Genomic DNA, 20,862 nt, shown 5'->3' on the forward strand with positions numbered 1-20,862 from the left:
AGGCCCTGTCGGTGGGCCAGGAGCTGGGCTGGGACGCGGCCAAGGTCAACGTCAACGGCGGCGCCATCGCCCTGGGCCACCCCATCGGGGCGTCCGGCTGCCGGGTGCTGGTGAGCCTGCTCCACGAGATGATCCGCCGCGACGCGAAGAAGGGCCTGGCGACCCTGTGCATCGGCGGCGGCCAGGGCGTGGCCCTGGCCATCGAACGCTGAGTCGCGGCCTGCTAGACTGCGCGGCCCTCCTGCCCGAGCTGCCGCGCATGTCCACGCTCCACCAGGCGCTGCGCGCCGCCCTCCTCGCCCGTCGCCCGCTGCTCGCCGAGCTGCATGGCCAGGGCACCGATTGCTACCGGCTGTTCCATGGCAGCCAGGAGGGCGCGCCGGGCCTGACCGTGGATCGCTACGGCCGGCAACTGCTGGTGCAGAGCTTCCACCAGCCCCTGGAGCCGGACGACCTGGCCGGCGTGGCCAGCCTCTGCGACGAGGCGCTGGGCTTCGCCAGCCTGCTGGTCTACAACGACCGCTCCCGGGGTAATTCCCGCATCGACCGGCGCGATCCGATCCATATGCCATCGGCAGACGCCCTGGCCGACTTGGTGGGCCGGGAGTGGGGCCTGAACTACCGGGTGCGCGGCCGTCACCCCGGCCAGGACCCGCTGCTGTTCCTCGATCTGCGCAACGCCCGCGGCTGGGTGAAGCGGCACAGCGCCGGCCGCCGAGTACTCAACCTGTTCGCCTACACCTGCGGCGTCGGCCTCTGTGCCGCCGCCGGCGGTGCCCAGGAGGTGTGGAACCTGGATTTCGCCGAGGGCAACCTGGCGGTGGGCCGGGAGAACGCCCGCCTGAACCCCGACCTGCCGCCCATGCATTTCGTCCAGTCCGATTACTTCCCGGCGATCCGCCAGCTGGCCGGGCTGCCCATCGCCCGCCGGCACGGGCAGAAGCTTCCTGCCTACCCGCGCCTGGAGCCGAGGGACTTCGACCTGGTGGTGCTGGACCCGCCGGCCTGGGCCAAGAGCGCCTTCGGCACCGTGGATCTGGCCCGGGACTACCAGAGCCTGCTCAAGCCGGCGCTGCTGTGCACGGCCGAGGGCGGCACCCTGGTTTGCTGCAACAACCTGGCGAAGGTGGACCTGGAGACTTGGCGCGAGCAGGTGCTGCGCTGCGCCGAGCGGCTCGGCCGCCCGGTACGGGACGTGCAGGTGCTGGCCCCGGCCGCCGATTTCCCCTCCCAGGACGGCCGCCCGCCCCTGAAGACCCTGGTCCTGCAGCTCTGATGGCCCGGCGCCGCCTCGGCCGCTGACAGCGTGTCGGCGGCGGTGTAGGCTGCCGCCTTTCCCCTCTCGGATGGCCGCCCCGGTGAAACTGTCGCTTCTCTTGAGCCTGCCGCTGTCGCTGGCGGCCTTTTCCGCCCAGGCCTCCTCGACCATGCGCTGCGAGAGCAGGCTGGTCAGCGTCGACGCCACCACCCAGGAAGTGGCCGCCAAGTGCGGCGCACCGGCCAGCCAGCAGTCCCTGGGCTTTCGCCAGGTGGTCGACTACTACGGCATGGTCAGCGACGTTCCGGTGGAGGAATGGGTGTACGGGCCGATGCGCGGTGGCATGACCTATTACCTGCGCTTCGAAGGCGGTCGCCTGGTCAACGTCGACAGCAAGCGCAACTGATCCCGCCACGGAACACGCCCCCATATGGTCATCCTGCCCGCCGAGCAGGCGCTGGACTGGAAGCGCCCGCCTCTGGTCACCCTGCTGCTGATCCTGCTCAACACACTGATCTACCTGGGTTACCAGGGCGGCGACGCGCACCGCCTGGAAAGCGCGGTGCAGGCCTACCTGAACGCCGGCCTGCTGGACCGCGAACGGCCGCTGTACCAGGAACGCCCCGAGGCACCCGCCGGACGAGACATGCCGGCCCGCCTGCCCCGAGAGGCGCAGGCCGCCCTGATCCTCCAGGACCTGGCCTTCGAAGCGCGCCTGCATCGCGACCCGGGTTACCTGGCCGACCCCGCCTGGGGCCAGGCGCGGCAACGGGTGGAACAGGTGCGGGACACCCTCAGCGTGTTCCGCTTCGGCTTCATCCCGGCCCGCTTCACCCTGCAGGGGCTGTTCGGCGCGATGTTCCTCCACGGCAGCTTCGACCACCTGCTGGGCAACATGGTGTTCCTGTTCGTCTGCGGCTTCGCGGTAGAGTTGGCCCTGGGCCGCTGGACCTACCTGGCGCTGTACCTGGGAGGCGGCCTGGCCTCGCACCTGCTGTGGTGGCTGTGCGATCCCTCCTGGCTGCCGGGCATCGGCGCGTCCGGCGCGGTGGCCGGGGTGATGGGCATGTACCTGGGCCTGTACCGGCTGCGGCGTATCCGCTTCTTCTGCTGGCTGGGGCCGATGATCGGCTACTTCCGGGCGCCGGCGCTATGGATTCTCCCGGTGTGGATGGGCAAGGAGCTGTACGGGCTGCTGCGAGCGGCGGATCACGTCAACTACTACGCGCACCTGGGCGGCCTGGCCTTCGGTTGCCTGGCGGTACTGGCCCTGCGCGGCAGCGGCCGCCAGCGGGTGGATGACGCCTACCTGGAGAAGGTCGACCCGGATGCCGCGTTCAAGCGTGAACTGGCCGGCCTCGACGGGCTGATCGGCACGTTCGAACTGGATCGCGCCACCGAGCGCGGCACTGCCCTGCTGGAACGCTATCCCCATCGCCTGCCACTGCTGGAGCGTCTGTACGGAGTCGCCAAGGGTCGGGGCGATCGTGTGCTGATGGGCACCGTGCTGAAGCAGGTGTTCGCACTGGCGCCCAGCGAGGGAGCGACGCTTCTGCGCCGCCTGGCGGATGATGGCGACGGTTCTCAGCAGGCGCTGGCGCGACACCCGGCCATCCAGCAACGACTGTTGCCCGCGCTCCTGCGTCTGGAGGACACCACCCGGGCGCTTTCCGTCTGGCGGCGGCTGGCGAAGCAGCAGCAGTTACCTGCAGACATGCCTCAACTGACCTTGCGCCTGGCGCGCCAGCTGGCGCAGCGGCAAGACGCACGCAGTGTAGCGGAGTTGAATCAATCCATGCGCACCCACTGTCCCGACAGCGAAGCGGCCAACCAGGTGGCGATTCTCCACCAGCACCTGTCGGGATGACGTCTAGCTCCTGAATGTAAAAAGCCCCGGCGATCCTGGCCGGGGCTTTCGTGCGGGGTCGGCGTCCTGCCGGTCCATCATTTCGGCAACACGCTCAGAGTGTGCTGCTGAAATTCCGGACTTCTTCCTTGGCCTTGTCCTTGGTCCAGCCGTAACGCTCCTGAAGCTTGCCTTCCAGATAGTCGGTGTGACCTTCGGCCACGTCGAGATCATCGTTGGTCAGGTCTCCCCAGCGTTCCTTCATCTTGCCGGTGAGCTGCTTCCATTTACCTTTGATCACATCGGAATTCATCGTGTCTTCTCCGTTATCCGCGTTCACGGGCCGCCCTATCCACGGGCTTAGCCTCCTTGAAAAACGCGCTGGGCAGTAGCAGCGATTCCCGGCTCAGCGCGTTTGCAGCGAATCAGTCAGCGGACTTCAGGCCATCGGCGGAAACGGCTTTCACGCCTTTGATGGTCTTGGTCTTGGCAACGGCCAGTTCGCGCTGAGCGTCGGTGGCCACGGTGCCGGACAGGGAAACCACGCCTTTGTTGGTCTCGACCTTGATGTCCAGGGCGCTAAGGTCTTTCTCGGCCAGGAAAGTGGATTTCACTTTGCTGGTGATCCAGGTGTCGGACACAGCTTCTTCAGTCTTGTCGACGGTGTTGGCGGCGACAACCATGGGCGCCTGGGTGTTCTGTTGAGCAGCGAACGCGCCGTTGGCGGAAAGGGTCAGGGCAGCGGCAGTCGCAAGGGCAAAGATGTTGAAGGTCTTAGTCATGGTCGTACTCCTGTGATGTCCTAAGTGCTGCGCCGTCTGGCGGCAGGCTCCCCGGTATGATCGCAAGCGGTGTGCCAGACTCGGTTTAGAAATAAATCCTTTTAAATCAATAGCTTGAAATCGAACTAGCGTTTTACTTTCGTGCAACTTGCATGTTCACGAGGTAAATCGCATGCAAGTTGCACGCTGTAATCAGGTTTCAGGGGCCAAGCGCGTCAGCAGCGCTTCCAGCTGACGCGCCTCTGGGGACTGGACGTTGCGCGGGTAGCGCGCCTGGACAAATGCGAGCAGCTTGCGCGCCTGCTCCACGTCCCCCGGGCCTTCCGCTAATAGGCGCGCGGCCAATAGGTAAGCGCGGGCCAGGAATGGATAGTCCGGGGCGCGCCGGTGCAGGTTGCGCAGCAGGCTGAGGGCCTCGCGGTGCTTGTGCCGCTCGCTCAGGGACACCGCCAGCGCCTCGCAAACCGCCGGGTCGTCCGGCAGGTAGTCGGCCTGCAGCGCCCGGCCATTGAGGAAGGCAGTGGCCGCCTGGGCGGGGTTTGCACGTACCGCCAGGGGCAGGTAGTGAGCCAGGTGGCGCAGGCAACGCTCCCGGGCCCGCAGGGCGAAGAGCAGGCGATGGAAGCGCTCGTTGAGCTGAAAGTCCTCCGGGGTCCGCTCCAGCGCACTGGCCAGCGTGTCCAGCGCACTGTCGCCCTGCCCTTCCTTCAGCCGTACTTCCGCCTCGATTAGCGCCACCCGCCGCCGCCATTCGGCCTCCGGGTAGGCATCTGCCCCGTCTTCGGTGGCGACGATGTAGCCCAGCGGGCCCTGGTACTGGAACACGGCATAGCCCATCAGGGCGCACATCACCACGCTGAAATAGCCGGAGAAGAACAGCATCACCGGCAGCAGCACCGCCTTGGGCACCCCCTCGCCGAGGAAGAAGGCGAGGTAGGCCGGGGATTGCCAGAGGGCGAAGAGAAAGGCGAAGAGGATCAGGTAGCGCCAGCCCATGGCACCGATCACCTGCCCTACCTGCACGGGGCTCAGGGCCGCCGACAGCTCCTTGTCCAGGGCCAGGCGGATGATACTGGCGGGAAGCACCAGCATGATCGCCAGGTCCACGAGCAAGTACAGGGTCTCGCTGCCCCGCGCCAGCCACAGGGGGATGGCGGCGACGAGCAGCACCACCAGTTGCTTGAAGAACAGGCTGTAGCCCTCGCCGAAAAAGGCGCTGGTCAGGCTCGGGGCCCGGCTTTCCGCCTGGCTGCAGGCTTCGATCACGCCGTACAGGTACTTGGTGGCCAGGCTGAACAGCAGGAACCACAGCAGCAGCGAAGACGGCATGAACATCCCGGCCAGCGCCAGCACGGCACACAAACTCAGGGGTCCGGGTTGCAGGCCGTAGCGGAAGAAGCTTGGCAGGCGCTCCCAGAATGGCTGCGCGCTGTTTGCCGCGCCGAGGAAGGTCAGCTCGCGCCGACACAGTGGGCAACCGGGCGTCTGATCGGGCGCGTCGGCATTCAGCGGCACGCAGCAGTCGCCGTATGGCCGCCGGCAGGGTGCGCAGTGCCAGGTAGCCGGCTCGGCAGGGTGATAGTGGCAGTGAGTGATATCCATGACCGGGGGTATCCAGGGCGAACGCGACGAGCGGGCCGGCGGCCCGGGGCGATGGTACGTCACGCGGCGGGGGGACCGCGCGAGGCACCGCCGGAACCGCCGATCCGCGGCACGAACGGCAGTCCCGCGGGCAAAAAAAGAGGGCCCCCGCAGGGGCCCTCCTTGTACGACCGTCGAGGGATCAGACGCCGGAGCTTTCCGCGGCGGCGACGTCCTTGATGGAGAGCTTGATGCGGCCGCGGTTGTCCACGTCCAGCACCAGGACCTTCACTTCCTGGCCTTCCTTGAGCACGTCGGTGACCTTCTCGATGCGTTGGTCGCTGATCTGCGAGATGTGCACCAGGCCGTCCTTGCCCGGCAGGATGTTGACGAACGCGCCGAAGTCGACGATCCGCTCCACCTTGCCGACGTAGATCTTGCCGACCTCGGCTTCGGCGGTGATGCCCAGCACGCGCTGGCGGGCCGCCTCGGCCGCTTCCTTGGTCTCGCCGAAGATCTTGATGCTGCCGTCGTCCTCGATGTCGATGGACGCCTTGGTCTCTTCGCAGATGGAGCGGATGGTGGCGCCACCCTTGCCGATGACGTCGCGGATCTTGTCCTGATCGATGCGCATGGCCAGCATGGTCGGGGCGTTTTCCGACAGCTCGCTGCGGGACTGGGCGATCACCTGGTTCATCTGGCCGAGGATATTCAGACGCGCGTCCAGGGCCTGGTTCAGCGCGATCTCCATGATCTCTTCGGTGATGCCGTTGATCTTGATGTCCATCTGCAGCGCGGTGACGCCCTTGGCGGTACCGGCCACCTTGAAGTCCATGTCGCCCAGGTGGTCTTCGTCACCGAGGATATCGGTGAGGACGGCGAACTTCTCGCCTTCCTTGACCAGGCCCATGGCGATACCGGCCACCGGCGCTTTCATCGGCACGCCGGCGTCCATCAGTGCGAGGGACGCGCCGCACACCGAGGCCATGGAGCTGGAGCCGTTGGACTCGGTGATCTCCGACACCACGCGAACGGTGTAGGGGAATTCGTCGCCGGTCGGCAGCATCGCCTGCACGCCACGACGGGCCAGGCGGCCGTGGCCGATTTCGCGGCGACCGGCGCTGCCCATGCGGCCGCACTCGCCCACCGAGAACGGCGGGAAGTTGTAGTGCAGCATGAAGCCGTCTTTCTTCTCGCCTTCGAGGGTATCCAGCAGTTGCGCGTCGCGGGCGGTGCCCAGGGTGGCGACCACCAGGGCCTGGGTTTCGCCGCGGGTGAACAGCGCGGAACCGTGAGTCTTGGGCAGCACGCCGACTTCGATCTTCAGCGGGCGCACGGTGCGGGTGTCACGGCCGTCGATGCGCGACTTGCCGTTGACGATGTTTTCGCGAACGGTGCGGTACTCGATCTCGCCGAAGGCGTCCTTCACCTCGGCCAGGCTCGGCAGCCCTTCCGGGTTGGCGAACTTGGCGACCACCTGCTCGCGCAGCTCGTCCAGGCGGCCGTAGCGCTCATGCTTGAGAGTGATGGTGTAGGCCTGGGAAATGGCCTCGCCGAACTCGCTCTTGATGGAGGACAGCAGCGCGGTGTTCTCGGCCGGCGCGCTCCAGTTCCAGGTCGGCTTGCCGGCTTCGGCGGCGAGTTCCTTGACGGCCTTGATCACCACCTGGAATTCATCGTGGGCGAACAGCACGGCGCCCAGCATCTGGTCTTCGGTGAGCTCCTTGGCTTCCGATTCCACCATCAGCACGGCGGTCTCGGTACCGGCCACGACCATGTCCAGGCTGGAGGCCTTGAGCTGTTCGTAGGTGGGGTTGAGCAGGTAGCCGGTGCTCTCGTGGAAGGCAACGCGGGCAGCGCCGATGGGGCCTTCGAAGGGAATGCCGGAGATGGCCAGGGCGGCCGAGGTGCCGATCATGGCGGCGATGTCCGGATCGGTCTTCTTGCTGGTGGACAGCACGGTGCAGACCACCTGCACTTCATTCATGAAGCCGGACGGGAACAGCGGGCGGATCGGGCGATCGATCAGGCGGGATGTCAGGGTTTCCTTCTCGGAAGGACGGCCCTCGCGCTTGAAGAAACCGCCGGGGATGCGGCCGGCGGCGTAGGTTTTTTCCTGGTAGTGCACGGACAGGGGGAAGAAGCCCTTGCCCGGGTCGGCCTGCTTGGCGCCGACCACGGTGACCAGCACGCTGACGTCGTTGTCGACGCTGACCAGCACGGCGCCGGATGCCTGGCGGGCGATGCGGCCCGTCTCGAGGGTGACCGTCGACTGGCCGAACTGGAATTTCTTGATGACCGGGTTCACGGTGTCTTTACCTTCTCTGTTGCCTTGGGGAAATGGTCAGGAACGCGGGTATCGGACCCGGGCCTATTCCTGAAAAGCTCGAAGCTGGCAGCCCGACGCGGGGAACCGGTACTTGACCGACTCTCCGCTCCGAACTGCCAGCTTCTCGCTTCAAGCGGCGTGGCGCGAGCGTCTTAGCGACGCAGGCCCAGACGGCCGATGAGGGCGCTGTAACGAGTGGTGTCCTTACCCTTGAGGTAATCCAGCAGCTTGCGGCGCTGGTTGACCATACGGATCAGGCCGCGGCGGGAATGGTGATCCTTGCCGTTGGCCTTGAAGTGATCCTGCAGCTTGTTGATGTTGGCGGACAGCAGTGCAACCTGCACTTCCGGGGAACCGGTGTCGCCTTCGGCTTGCTTGTACTCGTTGACGATCTGGGCTTTTTCTTGAGCGCTGAGTGCCATGGTGGCTTTCCTCTATCGAACAGGCCAGGAATCGCTTCCCGTGTTTGGAGAAGAGGTATGACCGTGCCTGCCGACAGCCACCCTCGTAGCGCGATCCGCGCACCTGCGCGGACCTGCATTCACTGATCGTTGCCGACCGAATTCGTTGTATACCTTACTGCGCCCGAATCAGGCGCTTGGGCGCGACGAGCCCATCCTCGCTGACCTCGCCGATGCCGATGAAGCGGCCTTCATGGTCCTGCACCCGCACCATGCCGAAGCGCGGTGCATCCGGTGCGCGGACCGGCTGGCCGTGCAGCCAGTAGTAGGCGCTGTGTTCGGAGAAGCGCAGCAGGGGCCAGTGCTCCAGGCCGCTGTCCACCGGCAGCAGGAACGGGTCCAGTGCCTCGCAGCCGCCTTCCGCATGGGCCTGCTCCAGAGCCTCGAGGCTCACCGAGCGCGCGATCCCAAAGGGACCGGCCTGCACCCGGCGCAGCTCCGCGACGTGGGCGCCGCAACCGAGTAGCGCGCCGAGGTCCTCCACCAGGGTCCGGATGTAGGTCCCCTTGCTGCAGGCCACGGCCAGCCTGGCCTGGGTCTCGTCCCAGGCCAGCAGTTCCAGGCGCGCAATAGTAACAGAACGCGGCGCCCGCTCCACTACTTCGCCGGCGCGTGCCAGCTTGTACAGCGGCTGCCCGTCCTTCTTCAGCGCCGAGTACATCGGCGGCACCTGCTGGATCTCGCCGCGGAAACGCGGCAGCAGCGCCTCCAGGTCTTCACGACCGACGGTCACCGGGCGCCGCTCCAATATCTCGCCCTCAGCATCGCCGGTGGCGGTGGTGACACCGAGCTGCATCAGGGTCTCGTAGGCCTTGTCCGCGTCCAGCAGGTACTGGGAGAACTTGGTCGCCTCGCCGAAGCACAGCGGCAGCACGCCGGTGGCCAGGGGATCGAGGCTGCCGGTGTGGCCAGCCTTCTCCGCGTTCAGCAGCCAGCGCACCTTCTGCAAGGCCGCGTTGGAGGTCAGTCCCCGGGGCTTGTCCAGCAGCAGCAGGCCATTCACCGGGCGACGAATGCGTTTTACCTGGGCCACGGATCAGTCCTCGGCATCGTTCTGATGCTTGCGGTCTTCGGCCACGGCCCGCTCGATCAGCGCCGACAGCTCGGCGCCGCGGCGGATGCTGGCGTCATAGTGGAAATGCAGGTTCGGCACGCTGCGCAGCTTCATCGACTTGCCCAGTTGCATGCGCAGGAAACCCGCCGCGTCCTGGAGGATGTCCAGGTTCTGGGCGATGTGCTCGCGGTCGTCGTCGCGGCCCATGACGGTGATGTACACCTTGGCATGGGACAGGTCGCGGCTCACGTCGACGGCGGTAATGGTGATCAGGCCCAGACGGGGGTCCTTGATTTCACGCTGGATCAGTTGCGACAGCTCGCGCTGCATCTGATCGCCGATGCGTTGGGTACGGCTGAATTCTTTGGCCATTTCGTCACTCGCTCCGGCCCGCACGAAAAGGGCCGGAAAAGGAAATAAGCAGAAAAGCGAACGGCAAGCCCGGGCGGAACGCTAGCGTTCGCCCGAGGCCTGCCGCCTGGTAGCGTGGAGCGTCGCTTACAGCGAACGCGCCACCTGGACCTTCTCGTAGACTTCGATCTTGTCGCCGACCTTGACGTCGTTGTAGCTCTTCACGCCGATACCGCACTCCATGCCGGCCCGCACTTCGGACATGTCGTCCTTGAAGCGGCGCAGGGATTCCAGTTCGCCTTCGAAGATCACCACGTCCTCGCGCAGCACGCGGATCGGACGGTTGCGGTGGACGATACCCTCGACCACCATGCAACCGGCGATCGCGCCGAACTTCGGCGAACGGAACACGTCGCGGACCTCGGCCACGCCCAGGATGTTCTCCCGCACGTCGCTGCCGAGCATGCCGGTGAGCGCTTTCTTGACGTCTTCGATGATGTCGTAGATGACGTTGTAGTAGCGCATGTCCAGGCCTTCCTGCTCGACGATCTTCCGCGCGCCGGCATCCGCCCGCACGTTGAAGCCGAACAGTACGGCATTGGAGGCCAGGGCCAGGTTGGCGTCGCTCTCGGTGATGCCACCGACCCCGCCGCCGACCACGCGCACCTGCACTTCGTCGTTGCCCAGTCCGGACAGCGAGCCCTGCAGTGCTTCCAGGGAACCCCGCACATCGGACTTGAGCACGATGTTGAGGGTCTTCTTCTCGTCCTGGCCCATGCTCTCGAAGATGTTCTCGAGCTTGCCGGCCTGAGCACGCGCCAGCTTGACCTCGCGGAACTTGCCCTGACGGAACAGCGCGACTTCGCGGGCTTTCTTCTCGTCGGTCACCACGCTCAGCTCGTCACCCGCATCCGGGGTCCCGTCGAGACCGAGGATCTCCACCGGGATCGACGGACCGGCTTCCTTGACCGGCTTGCCGTTCTCGTCGAGCATCGCACGGACACGGCCGTAGTTGACGCCGACCAGCACCATGTCGCCTTGACGCAGGGTACCGTCCTGAACCAGCACGGTGGCCACCGGACCGCGGCCCTTGTCGAGGCGCGACTCCACCACGACGCCGCGACCGGGCGCGGTCGGCATGGCGGTCAGTTCGAGCACCTCGGCCTGCAGCAGCACGGCCTCCAGCAGCTCGTCGATACCGGTCCCCACCTTCGCCGACACCGGGACGAACTGGGTGTTGCCACCCCACTCTTCCGGGATCACGTCGCGTGCGGCCAGGTCGTTCTTGATCCGGTCGAGGTCGGCACCCTGCTTGTCGATCTTGTTGATCGCCACGACCACCGGTACGCCTGCCGCACGAGCGTGCTGGATGGCTTCCTCGGTCTGGGGCATGACGCCGTCGTCGGCCGCCACCACCAGGATGACGATGTCGGTCGCCTTGGCACCCCGGGCACGCATCGCGGTGAACGCGGCGTGACCGGGGGTATCGAGGAAGGTGACCATGCCGCGGTCGGTTTCCACGTGGTAGGCGCCGATGTGCTGGGTGATCCCGCCGGCTTCGCCTGCGGCGACCTTGGCGCGACGGATGTAGTCCAGCAGCGAGGTCTTGCCGTGGTCGACGTGACCCATGACGGTCACCACCGGCGCGCGGTGGATTGCCTCGCCCTCGAACTTCAGGGATTCGGCCAGTTGATCTTCCAGGGCGTTCTCGTTGACCAGCTTGACCTTGTGGCCGAGCTCTTCGGCGACCAGTTGGGCGGTGTCGCGGTCGAGCACCTGGTTGATGGTGACGGGCGTGCCCATCTTGAACATGAATTTGACGACTTCAGCGCCTTTCACTGCCATCTGCTGGGCCAGTTCGGCCACCGTGATGGTTTCGCCAATGCTGACTTCGCGCACGATAGGTCCTGTCGGGTTCTGGAACCCGTGCTGGTTGCGTTTCTTCAGCTTCGATTTGCCGCCACGACCACCGCGGCGGTAGCTGTCGCTCTCGTCCTCGGTGCTGCGCGGGGCCACGCGAGGAGCCGGCGCGCGCTCCTTCTCCTTGACGGAGGGACGGTGCTGGGCATGCTTGCGATCGCGGCGATCGTCTTCGTCGCGGGCCTTGTCGGGACGACGCGGCTCTTCCTTCTTGCGATCGGCAGTGGCCGGCGCAGGGGCGGCAACCGCAGCCTCGGGCGTCTCGACGACGCCGGCCGGAGCAGACTCGACGGCCGGCTTGACGGCCGCAGCCGCGGCTTCCTGGCGCTTGGCGTCTTCCTCGGCACGACGCCGGGCTTCTTCCTCGACCTTCAGCCGCGCCGCTTCCTCGGCCACTCGCTGCTCTTCCAGCTCACGCTGACGCTCGGCCTCGATCTCGTCCGGGCTGCGCTTGACGTAGGTCTTCTTCTTGCGCACTTCGACACTGATGGTCTTGCTGCCAGCCACCCGCAGGGTGGTGGTGGTCTTGCGCTGCAAGGTGATCTTGCGGGGTTCTTCCAATTTCTCGCCGTGGCTGCTCTTCAGGTGGGCCAGCAGCGCCTGTTTCTCGCTATCGGTCACCGCTTGATCGGCGCTCGTATGCGGTAGGCCAGCCTCACGCATCTGCTGCAGCAGGCGCTCCACCGGTGTGTCGACCACTTTGGCCAGTTCTTTCACCGTGACTTGCGTCATCCACTTCTCTCCTCAGGCCGCGATGTTTACTCGAACCAATGGGCTCGGGCGGCCATGATCAGCTTGCCGGCACGCTCTTCATCCATGCCGTCGATGTCGAGCAGGTCGTCGATGGACTGCTCTGCCAGGTCTTCGCGGTTCACCACGCCCCGCACGGCCAGTTCCACGGCCAGGTCCTTGTCCATGCCTTCCAGGGAAAGCAGGTCTTCGGCAGGCTGGGCGTCGGCCAGTTTTTCTTCGGTGGCGATGGCTTTGGTCAACAGACGATCCTTGGCGCGTGCCCGCAGCTCGTTGACGATGTCTTCGTCGAAACCGTCGATGTTGAGCATCTCTTCCATCGGTACGTAGGCGATCTCTTCCAGGCTGGTAAAGCCCTCGTCTACCAGTACCTGGGCCAACTCTTCGTCGACATCCAGCTCGTCGATGAAGCCCTGGAGAATGTCGCCAGTCTCCGCCTGTTGCTTGGCCTGGATGTCCGCCTCGGTCATCACGTTCAGCGTCCAACCGGTCAGCTGGCTGGCCAGGCGCACGTTCTGGCCACCACGGCCGATGGCCTGGGCCAGGTTGTCTTCGCCGACCGCGATGTCCATGGCATGGGCATCCTCGTCGACGATGATCGCCGCCACTTCCGCGGGCGACATGGCATTGATGACGAACTGGGCCGGGTTGTCGTCCCACAGCACGATGTCGACGCGCTCGCCACCCAGTTCACCGGACACGGCCTGGACCCGCGAGCCGCGCATGCCGATGCAGGCGCCCTGGGGGTCGATGCGCTTATCCTTGGACCGCACGGCGATCTTCGCCCGTGAACCCGGGTCGCGGGAGGCAGCCATCACTTCGATGAGCTCTTCGGCGATCTCCGGGACTTCGATGCGGAACAGCTCGATCAGCATCTGCGGCGCGGTGCGCGACAGGATCAACTGCGGGCCGCGGTTCTCGGTGCGGATTTCCTTCAGCAGGGCGCGGACGCGGGCACCGACGCGGAAGGTCTCGCGGGGGATGATGTCTTCCCGGGCCAGCAGCGCCTCGGCATTGTTGCCCAGGTCGACGATCACGCTGTCGCGGGTAACTTTCTTCACTGTGCCGGAAATGATGTCGCCCAGCCGCTCTCGGTAGGCGTCCACCACCTGGGCGCGCTCAGCCTCGCGCACCTTCTGCACGATGACCTGCTTGGCGGTCTGGGCGGCGATGCGACCGAACTCGATGGATTCGATGCGCTCCTCGACCACGTCACCGACCTTCGCACCGTCCTGCTTTTCCTGGGCCTGTTCAACGGTCAGTTGGGCGGCCGGATTCTCGAGGTCGTCCTCGTCCACCACGGTCCAGCAGCGGAAGCTGTCGTAGCTGCCGCTGTTCCGGTTGATCTGCACGCGCAGATCAACGTCGTCTTCGTAACGCTTTTTGGTAGCGGTGGCCAAGGCCAGTTCCAGCGCCTCGAAAATCACGCTGGCCGGTACGCCCTTCTCGTTGGATACCGACTCCACAACCAGCAATACTTCTTTGCTCATCGTACGCCTCGCCTTTCGCAATCCATTGGATCCGCGGGATCCGCGTCTCAGTCAAAACGGGGAATGATGTTGGCTTTGTCGATCGAGTCGATCGGCAACAGGTACTCGTGGTCTTCCATCAGGATCACCACGTCCTGCTCCTCCACCCCGCGGAGAAGGCCCTGGAAATTGCGCCGCCCTTCGTAAGGCGCCCGCAGCTTGATCTTCACTTGCTCACCGATATGGCGAACGAACTGATCGAGCGTGAACAATGGCCGATCCATGCCCGGCGACGACACCTCCAGGGTGTACTCGCTGCTGATCGGATCTTCCACGTCCAGCACGCCACTGACCTGGCGGCTGACTTTCTCGCAGTCCTCCACCAGGATTCCGTTGGCATGATCGATATAGACGCGAAGCAGCGAATGCCGCCCTTGAGACAGGAACTCGACGCCCCAGCATTCGTAGCCAAGGGCCTCGACCACTGGGGCCAGCAAGGCCTGCAACTGTTCTAGCTTGCTCGACACCTGGGACCCCCTCGCGTATGCCGTACAAATAAAAAATGGGCGAAACGCCCATCATCAATGCCAATCGACAGACGTCGTCGGCGACTGTCCAGCCAGCAAAAAGCCCCTAATAAGGGGCTCCGCTAAAACTGGTTGCGGGGGCTGGATTTGAACCAACGACCTTCGGGTTATGAGCCCGACGAGCTACCAAGCTGCTCCACCCCGCGTCAAAGCTGGAGCGGAAGTATACGGCCAGCCCATCCAAGGGGTCAACCGAACGCTTCCTGAAGAAGAAGGCCCGCTAATGCGGGCCTTCTTGTATGGTACCGAGGAGGGGACTCGAACCCCTACAGCCTATGGCCACTACCACCTCAAGGTAGCGTGTCTACCAATTCCACCACCTCGGCAAAACTTGCTCTTTTACTTCTGCTCCGCAGGCGCTTGCGCCGGAGCATCCTGAGGAACATCACCTGCCTTGTCCGCAGGCTTCTGCTCTTCGAGAACAGGCACATCACTTGCTGCCGGCTTGGGCTGCTGGACCTCGATTGCGGCGGGGTCTGGCAAACCAACCTGGCTCATCGCGCTAGATTTCTCTTTAGCGAGGTAGCCTAAACCCAAGCTGGTCAAGAAAAAAACCGTGGCGAGTATAGCAGTAAAACGACTCAGGAAGGTAGAGGAACCTTGGCTTCCGAAGACAGTGGCCGAAGCGCCCGAACCGAACGAGGCCCCTGCGTCCGCACCTTTCCCCTGCTGCAGCAAAACCAGGGCAACGACCCCGATGGCAACCAGCAAGTGGACTACGATAATGACGGTTTCCAGCATCTCAACACCCTGCAGCGCGACAGATCGCACCGAAATCATCTGCGTTCAGAGAGGCACCACCAATCAGCCCCCCATCGATATCTGGCATACCGAACAGCTCCGCGGCGCTGGACGGCTTGACACTACCGCCGTACAGGATCCGCATAGCGCCCGCCACACTTTGGCTCTTCGACGCAAGCTGCGCACGAATGGCCGCATGTACTTCCTGGGCCTGCTCTGCCGTAGCGGAGAGCCCGGACCCAATAGCCCACACCGGCTCGTAAGCGATCACGGCGCGGGCAAAATTCTCGACACCCACTTCATCGAGCACTCGCTCGACCTGGCGACCGACGACGGCCAGGGTCTCGCCAGCTTCACGCTCCTGCAGGGTTTCGCCGACACACAACACCGGCACCAGCCCCCCTTGCAAGGCCGCGGCAAACTTACCCGCGACAACGGCATCAGATTCCCCCAACAGGGAACGACGCTCGGAGTGCCCTACCAGCACCCACCTGCACTGCATGTCCGCCAACTGGCTGGCCGACACCTCACCCGTGCGCGCTGCCTGCCCCGCCTCGACGGAACAATCCTGGGCACCCACTTCGACCCGTGAACCCCGGAGCCCCGCCTCGACTGCTGCGAGATGAACGAAGGACGGCATCACTGCCACTTCTACCGCATCCGACAGCTGCAATTGGCGAAGGCCTTCGACGAGCTCAGCGACGCTGGCGCAGGTACCGTGCATTTTCCAGTTACCGGCAACCAAGGGGCGACGCATGGGATACCTCGTCGATCAAAGTGGGCGCAGATATTACCCAAGGGCCTGAGGACTGGCAAGCCAAATCAAGCACATACCTCAGTCACGACCTTGGCCAGCTCTTCGGCGTACCCGCGCACCTGGGTCTCGTCATCGCCTTCCACCATCACCCGCACCAACGGCTCGGTGCCGGACTTGCGCAGCAGGACGCGACCGCGGCCAGCCATATGGGCATTCACCCGCTCGCAGGCGTCCTGGACGGCCGGATGGGACACGGGATCCCGGCCCCCGGCAAAGCGCACATTGACCAGTACCTGAGGGCACTTGCGCATGCCTTGGCGCGCCTCGGCGAGGCTCTGGCCTCGGCGTTTCAGCGCCATCAGCACCTGCAGTGCCGCGATGATCGCGTCACCGGTGGTGGTGTATTGGCAGCAGACGATATGCCCGGAATTCTCCCCACCCAGCTGCCAGCCTCGGGAAGCCAGCTCGGACATGACGTAACGGTCCCCGACCCGGGCGCGGACGAAGGGAATGTCCAGCTCCTGGAGGGCGAGTTCGAGCCCCAGGTTGCTCATCAGCGTACCGACCACGCCGCCCTTCAGGAGGCCCTGCTCCTGCAGATCCCGGGCAATCAGGAAAAGCAGCTCGTCGCCATCCACCACCGCGCCGGTATGGTCGACCATCAGCACCCGATCGCCATCGCCATCGAACGCGATGCCTAGGTCAGCCTGCTGGGCGATGACCTCCGCCTGCAGGCTTTCCACATGGGTAGAGCCACACTCATCGTTGATGTTGAGCCCGTTAGGCTGGGCGGCCAGCACGGACACCTGGGCACCCAGCTCACGGAAGACGTTGGGCGCTACCTTGTAGGTCGCGCCGTGGGCGCAATCCACCACCAGCTTCAGCCCGGCGAAGCTAGTACTCGACGGCACGCTGCTCTTGCAGAACTCGATGTAGCGGCCCGCAGCATCGTTGATCCGCGACACTTTGCCCAGTTGCGCGGACTCCACCACCGTCATGGACTGGTCGAGTAGCTCCTCGATCATCAGTTCCACTTCGTCCGGGAGCTTGGTGCCCTGGCCCGAGAAGAACTTGATGCCATTGTCGTAGTGAGGATTATGGGACGCGCTGATGACGATCCCCGCCTCGGCGTGGAAGGTGCGCGTGAGGTAAGCGATCGCCGGGGTCGGCATCGGGCCCAGCAACATGACATCCGCACCGGCAGCGGAGAGGCCTGCCTCCAGCGCGGACTCGAACATGTAACCGGAGATACGCGTGTCCTTGCCGACCAGGATGCGGCACTTGCCCTGCTTGCGGAACGCCATACCGGCGGCCCAGCCAAGCTTCAGCATGAAATCGGGGGTAATGGGAAACTGACCGACCTGACCGCGGATGCCGTCGGTACCGAAATACTTCCTACTCATAGCAGACCTTCTATTTCGCCGTCTCGACCGCGGCGATCATTCGAACCACATCGACTGTTTCGGCCACGTCATGCACGCGCAGGATACGGGCCCCTTTGGTAATGGCCAACGCGGCCAGTGCCAGGCTGCCGGAAAGACGCTCATTCACGTCGCGCTGCAGCACCTGGCCGATCATGCTCTTGCGGGAAACGCCGACCAACAAGGGTCGACCGAAGGCCAGCAACTCGGGCATATGCCTGAACAGGCCGAGATTATGCTCCAGGTTCTTGGCGAAGCCGAAACCCGGATCGAGGATTATACGCTCGACGGGCACGCCTGCCGATGCACACGCCTCGACGCGCTCGGCGAGAAAGGCACGAACCTCGCCCAGCAAGTCATCGTAATGGGGATTCTGCTGCATGGTCCCGGGCTCGTCGCGCATATGCATCAGGCAAACCGGAAGCGCGCTCTGCGCCGCCGCCTCCAGCGCGCCGGGCCGTCGCAATGCACGAACATCGTTGATCAGGCCGGCGCCCAGGCGAGCGGTTTCACGCATGACTTCCGGCGTGGAGGTATCCACCGAAACGATCACGTCCAAACGGCTGGCGATCGCCTCGACCACGGGCGCCACACGCTCCAGTTCCTGCTGGGGGGTGACCGGTTGCGCGCCGGGGCGCGTGGACTCCCCCCCTACATCGACGAGCGACGCCCCCGCCGCCCACATGGCCTCTGCATGGCGCAGCGCAGCGTCGCACGCCGCGAAGCGACCGCCATCGGAGAAGGAATCCGGGGTGACATTGAGAATACCCATGACATGGGTATGGGATAAATCAAGAACCCGGTTGCCGCAAGGCAACCGGGTCTGGTCAGGAAGGCAGGACATCCCGGATTCAGTGCTCGCCGGCTGGCCCACCGATAGGCGTTTCGGGGCGTCCCGGGCTTTCGCCAGTGACTGGAGTCCCGTTGCCCGGGCCACCTGAGCCCGACCAATCGCGCGGTTCGCGAGGCTCACGGCCGGCCATGATGTCGCTGATCTGGTCGGCGTCGATGGTTTCGAACTTCATCAGCGCGTCGGCCATCATGTCCAGCTTGTCGCGATTCTCGACCAGAATCTTCTTCGCCGTCTCGTAGCAGTGATCGATGATGCTGCGCACTTCCTCGTCGATCAGCTTCGCCGTTTCGGCCGACACGTTGGAATGCTGGCCGCCCGCGCTACGACCGAGGAAGACTTCACCCTCTTCTTCCGCGTACATCAGCGGGCCGAGCTTTTCCGACAGGCCCCACTTGGTCACCATGTTCCGGGCGATCTGGGTCGCCCGCATGATGTCGTTGGAAGCCCCGGTAGTGACACCGTCGAAGCCCAGGGTCATCTCTTCCGCGATGCGCCCGCCAAAAAGCGAACATACCTGGCTGATCAGGGCGCGCTTGGACAGGCTGTAGCGGTCCTCTTCCGGCAGGAACATGGTCACGCCCAACGCGCGGCCGCGAGGAATGATGGAAACCTTGTAGACGGGATCATGCTCCGGAACCAGGCGTCCTACGATGGCGTGGCCCGCCTCGTGGTAAGCCGTGTTCAGCTTCTCCTTCTCGGACATGACCATGGTCTTGCGCTCGGCGCCCATCATGATCTTGTCCTTGGCCAGCTCGAACTCGCGCATCTCGACGATGCGCTTGTTCGCACGGGCTGCGAACAGGGAAGCTTCGTTGACCAGGTTCGCCAGATCAGCACCGGAAAATCCCGGCGTACCGCGGGCGATCACGGCCGGCTCGACGTTGTCGCTGACCGGCACCTTGCGCATGTGGACCTTGAGAATCTGCTCGCGACCCCGGATATCCGGCAGACCGACCACGACCTGGCGGTCGAAACGGCCCGGACGCAACAAGGCCGGGTCCAGCACATCGGGACGGTTGGTAGCGGCGATGACGATGATGCCGTCATTCATCTCGAAGCCATCCATCTCCACCAGTAGCTGGTTGAGGGTCTGCTCACGCTCGTCATGACCGCCGCCAAGGCCGGCGCCACGATGGCGGCCCACGGCGTCGATCTCGTCGATAAAGATGATGCAGGGTGCGTGCTTCTTGGCCTGCTCGAACATATCGCGGACACGGCTGGCACCGACGCCCACGAACATTTCCACGAAATCGGAACCGGAGATGGTGAAGAACGGTACTTTGGCTTCGCCAGCGATGGCTTTCGCCAGGAGCGTCTTGCCGGTCCCGGGTGGGCCGACCATCAGCACGCCGCGAGGAATCCGGCCACCCAACCGCTGGAACTTGCCAGGATCGCGCAGGAATTCGACCAGTTCGCCGACCTCTTCCTTCGCCTCGTCGCAACCCGCTACGTCGGCCAGAGTCGTCTTGACCTGGTCCTCGGACAGCAGGCGCGCCTTGCTCTTGCCGAAGCTCATGGGCCCGCCGCGACCGCCGGAGCCTCCTTGCATCTGGCGCATGAAGAACATGAACACCGCGATGATCACGAGAATCGGGAAGCTGGCCACCAGCAACTGGGTCCAGATGCTCTGCTGTTCGGGTTTCTTGCCTTCGACGATGACCTTGTTGTCGATCAGGTCGCCCATCAGGCCACGATCCTCGATCATCGGCCGGACCGTGGTGAAGGTGGTGCCGTCGGAACGCTTGCCGGCGATGGTGTAGCCTTCGACCGAGACGCGCTCGACACGCCCTTCCTTGACCTGCTCGATGAACTCGGAATAGTTCAGCGCCTGCGACTCGCTCGGGCTGGAGAAGTTGTTCATCACGGTGACCAGAACCGCCGCGATGATCAGCCACAGGATCAGGTTCTTTGCCATATCGTTCAATTAGCTACCCTCTGAAGCAGACCCCGTCCCGGAACGTGCTTCGCATACGGCTGGTTGAATACCGGCCTAACTTACTACACAAGCCCCTGCCCCTGGCAGGCGCCGTCTGTAACCCTTTGCTACCCTTGTGACTTCATTCCTGCAGTGTAGCCCCGCGGAATCCGCGTGCGAGCAGGTACTGCTCCCGGGAGCGATCCCGCGACGACTGGGGCTTGCGCATCAGCACCTTGTCGTACTGCTCGCGGACCAGCTTGTGGTACTCGTCGAAGCCTTCGCCCTGGAAGATCTTGATCAGGAAATCGCCACCGGGCTTCAACACCCGACCCGCAAGATCCAGCGCCAGTTCACACAGATACATGGCGCGCGGCTGATCGGCCGATTTCACCCCACTCATATTGGGGGCCATGTCGGAAATCACAAGGTCTACCGGCTTGTCGCCGATGGCCGCCAGAATCTGCTCGAACACCGCATCCTCGGTGAAATCGCCCTGGATGAAGGTCACGTCTGGAATGCTGTCCATCGGCAGGATGTCGGACGCGATCAAACGCCCCTTGTCGCCGATCAGACGGCTGGTCACCTGGGACCAGCCGCCCGGCGCGGACCCCAGGTCCACCACGGTCATCCCGGGGCGCAGGATGCGATCCCGCTCCTGAAGCTCCAGCAGCTTGTAGCTGGCGCGCGAGCGGTAACCGTCCTTCTGCGCCATTTTGACGTAGGGGTCATCGAAATGTTCTTTCAGCCATCGCGGGCTGGTCTTGGAACGGGCCACAGGTACCTC

General features: G+C 64.6%; 19 protein-coding genes, 2 tRNA genes and 1 pseudogene. 4 read left to right on the plus strand and 18 right to left on the minus strand.

Annotated features, from left to right (window positions below; genetic code table 11):
• From FM069_RS13240 to FM069_RS13255, 4 genes and pseudogenes are all read left to right on the plus strand, one after another.
• Positions 1-212: pseudogene (locus FM069_RS13240) on the plus strand (acetyl-CoA C-acetyltransferase); the annotation flags it as partial.
• A 47-nt stretch (positions 213-259) separates the two neighbouring features.
• The gene (locus FM069_RS13245) at positions 260-1,276 is read left to right on the plus strand and encodes a class I SAM-dependent rRNA methyltransferase (protein WP_143488839.1); all 1,017 of its coding nucleotides are present in this window, start codon (positions 260-262) and stop codon (positions 1,274-1,276) included.
• 82 nt (positions 1,277-1,358) lie between these two features.
• Entirely contained in the window at positions 1,359-1,664 is a 306-nt protein-coding gene (locus FM069_RS13250; RefSeq protein ID WP_233282037.1) for a DUF2845 domain-containing protein, read from the plus strand.
• Between the two features lie 24 nt (positions 1,665-1,688).
• Positions 1,689-3,125 carry a rhomboid family intramembrane serine protease gene (locus tag FM069_RS13255; protein WP_143488841.1) on the plus strand — a complete coding sequence of 479 codons (1,437 nt, stop codon included), beginning with the start codon at positions 1,689-1,691 and terminating at the stop codon, positions 3,123-3,125.
• 94 nt (positions 3,126-3,219) lie between these two features.
• Here FM069_RS13255 and FM069_RS13260 read toward each other — a convergent pair whose 3' ends face one another.
• From FM069_RS13260 to rlmE, 18 genes are all read right to left on the minus strand, one after another.
• Entirely contained in the window at positions 3,220-3,417 is a 198-nt protein-coding gene (locus FM069_RS13260; RefSeq protein ID WP_143488842.1) for a CsbD family protein, read from the minus strand.
• Between the two features lie 112 nt (positions 3,418-3,529).
• Positions 3,530-3,886, minus strand: coding sequence for a BON domain-containing protein (locus FM069_RS13265; protein WP_143488843.1), 357 nt, complete (start codon positions 3,884-3,886; stop codon positions 3,530-3,532).
• 192 nt (positions 3,887-4,078) lie between these two features.
• Complete coding sequence (locus FM069_RS13270) at positions 4,079-5,488, minus strand: tetratricopeptide repeat protein (RefSeq protein WP_143488844.1); 1,410 nt, start codon at positions 5,486-5,488, stop codon at positions 4,079-4,081.
• A 181-nt stretch (positions 5,489-5,669) separates the two neighbouring features.
• Positions 5,670-7,775, minus strand: a complete 2,106-nt coding sequence (gene pnp / locus FM069_RS13275) for a polyribonucleotide nucleotidyltransferase (RefSeq protein WP_143488845.1) — start codon at positions 7,773-7,775, stop codon at positions 5,670-5,672.
• A 173-nt stretch (positions 7,776-7,948) separates the two neighbouring features.
• Entirely contained in the window at positions 7,949-8,218 is a 270-nt protein-coding gene (rpsO, locus tag FM069_RS13280) for a 30S ribosomal protein S15 (protein WP_143488846.1), read from the minus strand.
• Positions 8,219-8,372: 154 nt separating this feature from the next.
• Positions 8,373-9,290, minus strand: a complete 918-nt coding sequence (gene truB / locus FM069_RS13285; RefSeq protein ID WP_143488847.1) for a tRNA pseudouridine(55) synthase TruB — start codon at positions 9,288-9,290, stop codon at positions 8,373-8,375.
• Between the two features lie 3 nt (positions 9,291-9,293).
• Positions 9,294-9,683: a 30S ribosome-binding factor RbfA gene (gene rbfA, locus FM069_RS13290; protein ID WP_143488848.1), complete on the minus strand. Its 390-nt coding sequence runs from the start codon at positions 9,681-9,683 to the stop codon at positions 9,294-9,296.
• A 126-nt stretch (positions 9,684-9,809) separates the two neighbouring features.
• Positions 9,810-12,314 carry a translation initiation factor IF-2 gene (infB, locus tag FM069_RS13295; RefSeq protein ID WP_143488849.1) on the minus strand — a complete coding sequence of 835 codons (2,505 nt, stop codon included), beginning with the start codon at positions 12,312-12,314 and terminating at the stop codon, positions 9,810-9,812.
• Positions 12,315-12,340: 26 nt separating this feature from the next.
• Positions 12,341-13,822 carry a transcription termination factor NusA gene (nusA, locus tag FM069_RS13300; protein WP_143488850.1) on the minus strand — a complete coding sequence of 494 codons (1,482 nt, stop codon included), beginning with the start codon at positions 13,820-13,822 and terminating at the stop codon, positions 12,341-12,343.
• 47 nt (positions 13,823-13,869) lie between these two features.
• Entirely contained in the window at positions 13,870-14,328 is a 459-nt protein-coding gene (gene rimP, locus FM069_RS13305) for a ribosome maturation factor RimP (RefSeq protein WP_143488851.1), read from the minus strand.
• Positions 14,329-14,457: 129 nt separating this feature from the next.
• A tRNA-Met gene (locus tag FM069_RS13310) sits at positions 14,458-14,534 on the minus strand.
• Positions 14,535-14,628: 94 nt separating this feature from the next.
• Positions 14,629-14,714, minus strand: a tRNA-Leu gene (locus tag FM069_RS13315).
• Positions 14,715-14,727: 13 nt separating this feature from the next.
• Complete coding sequence (secG, locus tag FM069_RS13320) at positions 14,728-15,129, minus strand: preprotein translocase subunit SecG (RefSeq protein WP_143488852.1); 402 nt, start codon at positions 15,127-15,129, stop codon at positions 14,728-14,730.
• Between the two features lies 1 nt (position 15,130).
• Positions 15,131-15,886, minus strand: a complete 756-nt coding sequence (tpiA, locus tag FM069_RS13325) for a triose-phosphate isomerase (protein ID WP_143488853.1) — start codon at positions 15,884-15,886, stop codon at positions 15,131-15,133.
• A gap of 65 nt (positions 15,887-15,951) precedes the next feature.
• Positions 15,952-17,289, minus strand: coding sequence for a phosphoglucosamine mutase (gene glmM, locus FM069_RS13330; protein ID WP_143488854.1), 1,338 nt, complete (start codon positions 17,287-17,289; stop codon positions 15,952-15,954).
• Positions 17,290-17,299: 10 nt separating this feature from the next.
• Complete coding sequence (gene folP / locus FM069_RS13335) at positions 17,300-18,151, minus strand: dihydropteroate synthase (RefSeq protein ID WP_143488855.1); 852 nt, start codon at positions 18,149-18,151, stop codon at positions 17,300-17,302.
• A 7-nt stretch (positions 18,152-18,158) separates the two neighbouring features.
• Entirely contained in the window at positions 18,159-20,075 is a 1,917-nt protein-coding gene (gene ftsH, locus FM069_RS13340; RefSeq protein WP_143488856.1) for an ATP-dependent zinc metalloprotease FtsH, read from the minus strand.
• Between the two features lie 142 nt (positions 20,076-20,217).
• Positions 20,218-20,853: a 23S rRNA (uridine(2552)-2'-O)-methyltransferase RlmE gene (gene rlmE / locus FM069_RS13345; protein WP_143488857.1), complete on the minus strand. Its 636-nt coding sequence runs from the start codon at positions 20,851-20,853 to the stop codon at positions 20,218-20,220.
• Positions 20,854-20,862: the final 9 nt, after the last annotated feature.

Source organism: Pseudomonas mangiferae, assembly GCF_007109405.1.
Taxonomy (GTDB): Bacteria; Pseudomonadota; Gammaproteobacteria; order Pseudomonadales; family Pseudomonadaceae; genus Pseudomonas_T; species Pseudomonas_T mangiferae.

Bases quoted from the DNA above. Each gene is read 5' to 3' on its own strand.
- FM069_RS13245 (WP_143488839.1), top strand. From the start codon at position 260: ATGTCCACGCTCCACCAGGCGCTGCGCGCCGCCCTCCTCGCCCGTCGC.
- FM069_RS13255 (WP_143488841.1), top strand. From the start codon at position 1,689: ATGGTCATCCTGCCCGCCGAGCAGGCGCTGGACTGGAAGCGCCCGCCT.
- FM069_RS13260 (WP_143488842.1), bottom strand. From the start codon at position 3,417: ATGAATTCCGATGTGATCAAAGGTAAATGGAAGCAGCTCACCGGCAAG.
- FM069_RS13265 (WP_143488843.1), bottom strand. From the start codon at position 3,886: ATGACTAAGACCTTCAACATCTTTGCCCTTGCGACTGCCGCTGCCCTG.
- FM069_RS13270 (WP_143488844.1), bottom strand. From the start codon at position 5,488: ATGGATATCACTCACTGCCACTATCACCCTGCCGAGCCGGCTACCTGG.
- rpsO (WP_143488846.1), bottom strand. From the start codon at position 8,218: ATGGCACTCAGCGCTCAAGAAAAAGCCCAGATCGTCAACGAGTACAAG.
- rbfA (WP_143488848.1), bottom strand. From the start codon at position 9,683: ATGGCCAAAGAATTCAGCCGTACCCAACGCATCGGCGATCAGATGCAG.
- infB (WP_143488849.1), bottom strand. From the start codon at position 12,314: ATGACGCAAGTCACGGTGAAAGAACTGGCCAAAGTGGTCGACACACCG.
- nusA (WP_143488850.1), bottom strand. From the start codon at position 13,822: ATGAGCAAAGAAGTATTGCTGGTTGTGGAGTCGGTATCCAACGAGAAG.
- secG (WP_143488852.1), bottom strand. From the start codon at position 15,129: ATGCTGGAAACCGTCATTATCGTAGTCCACTTGCTGGTTGCCATCGGG.
- tpiA (WP_143488853.1), bottom strand. From the start codon at position 15,886: ATGCGTCGCCCCTTGGTTGCCGGTAACTGGAAAATGCACGGTACCTGC.
- glmM (WP_143488854.1), bottom strand. From the start codon at position 17,289: ATGAGTAGGAAGTATTTCGGTACCGACGGCATCCGCGGTCAGGTCGGT.
- folP (WP_143488855.1), bottom strand. From the start codon at position 18,151: ATGTCCTGCCTTCCTGACCAGACCCGGTTGCCTTGCGGCAACCGGGTT.
- ftsH (WP_143488856.1), bottom strand. From the start codon at position 20,075: ATGGCAAAGAACCTGATCCTGTGGCTGATCATCGCGGCGGTTCTGGTC.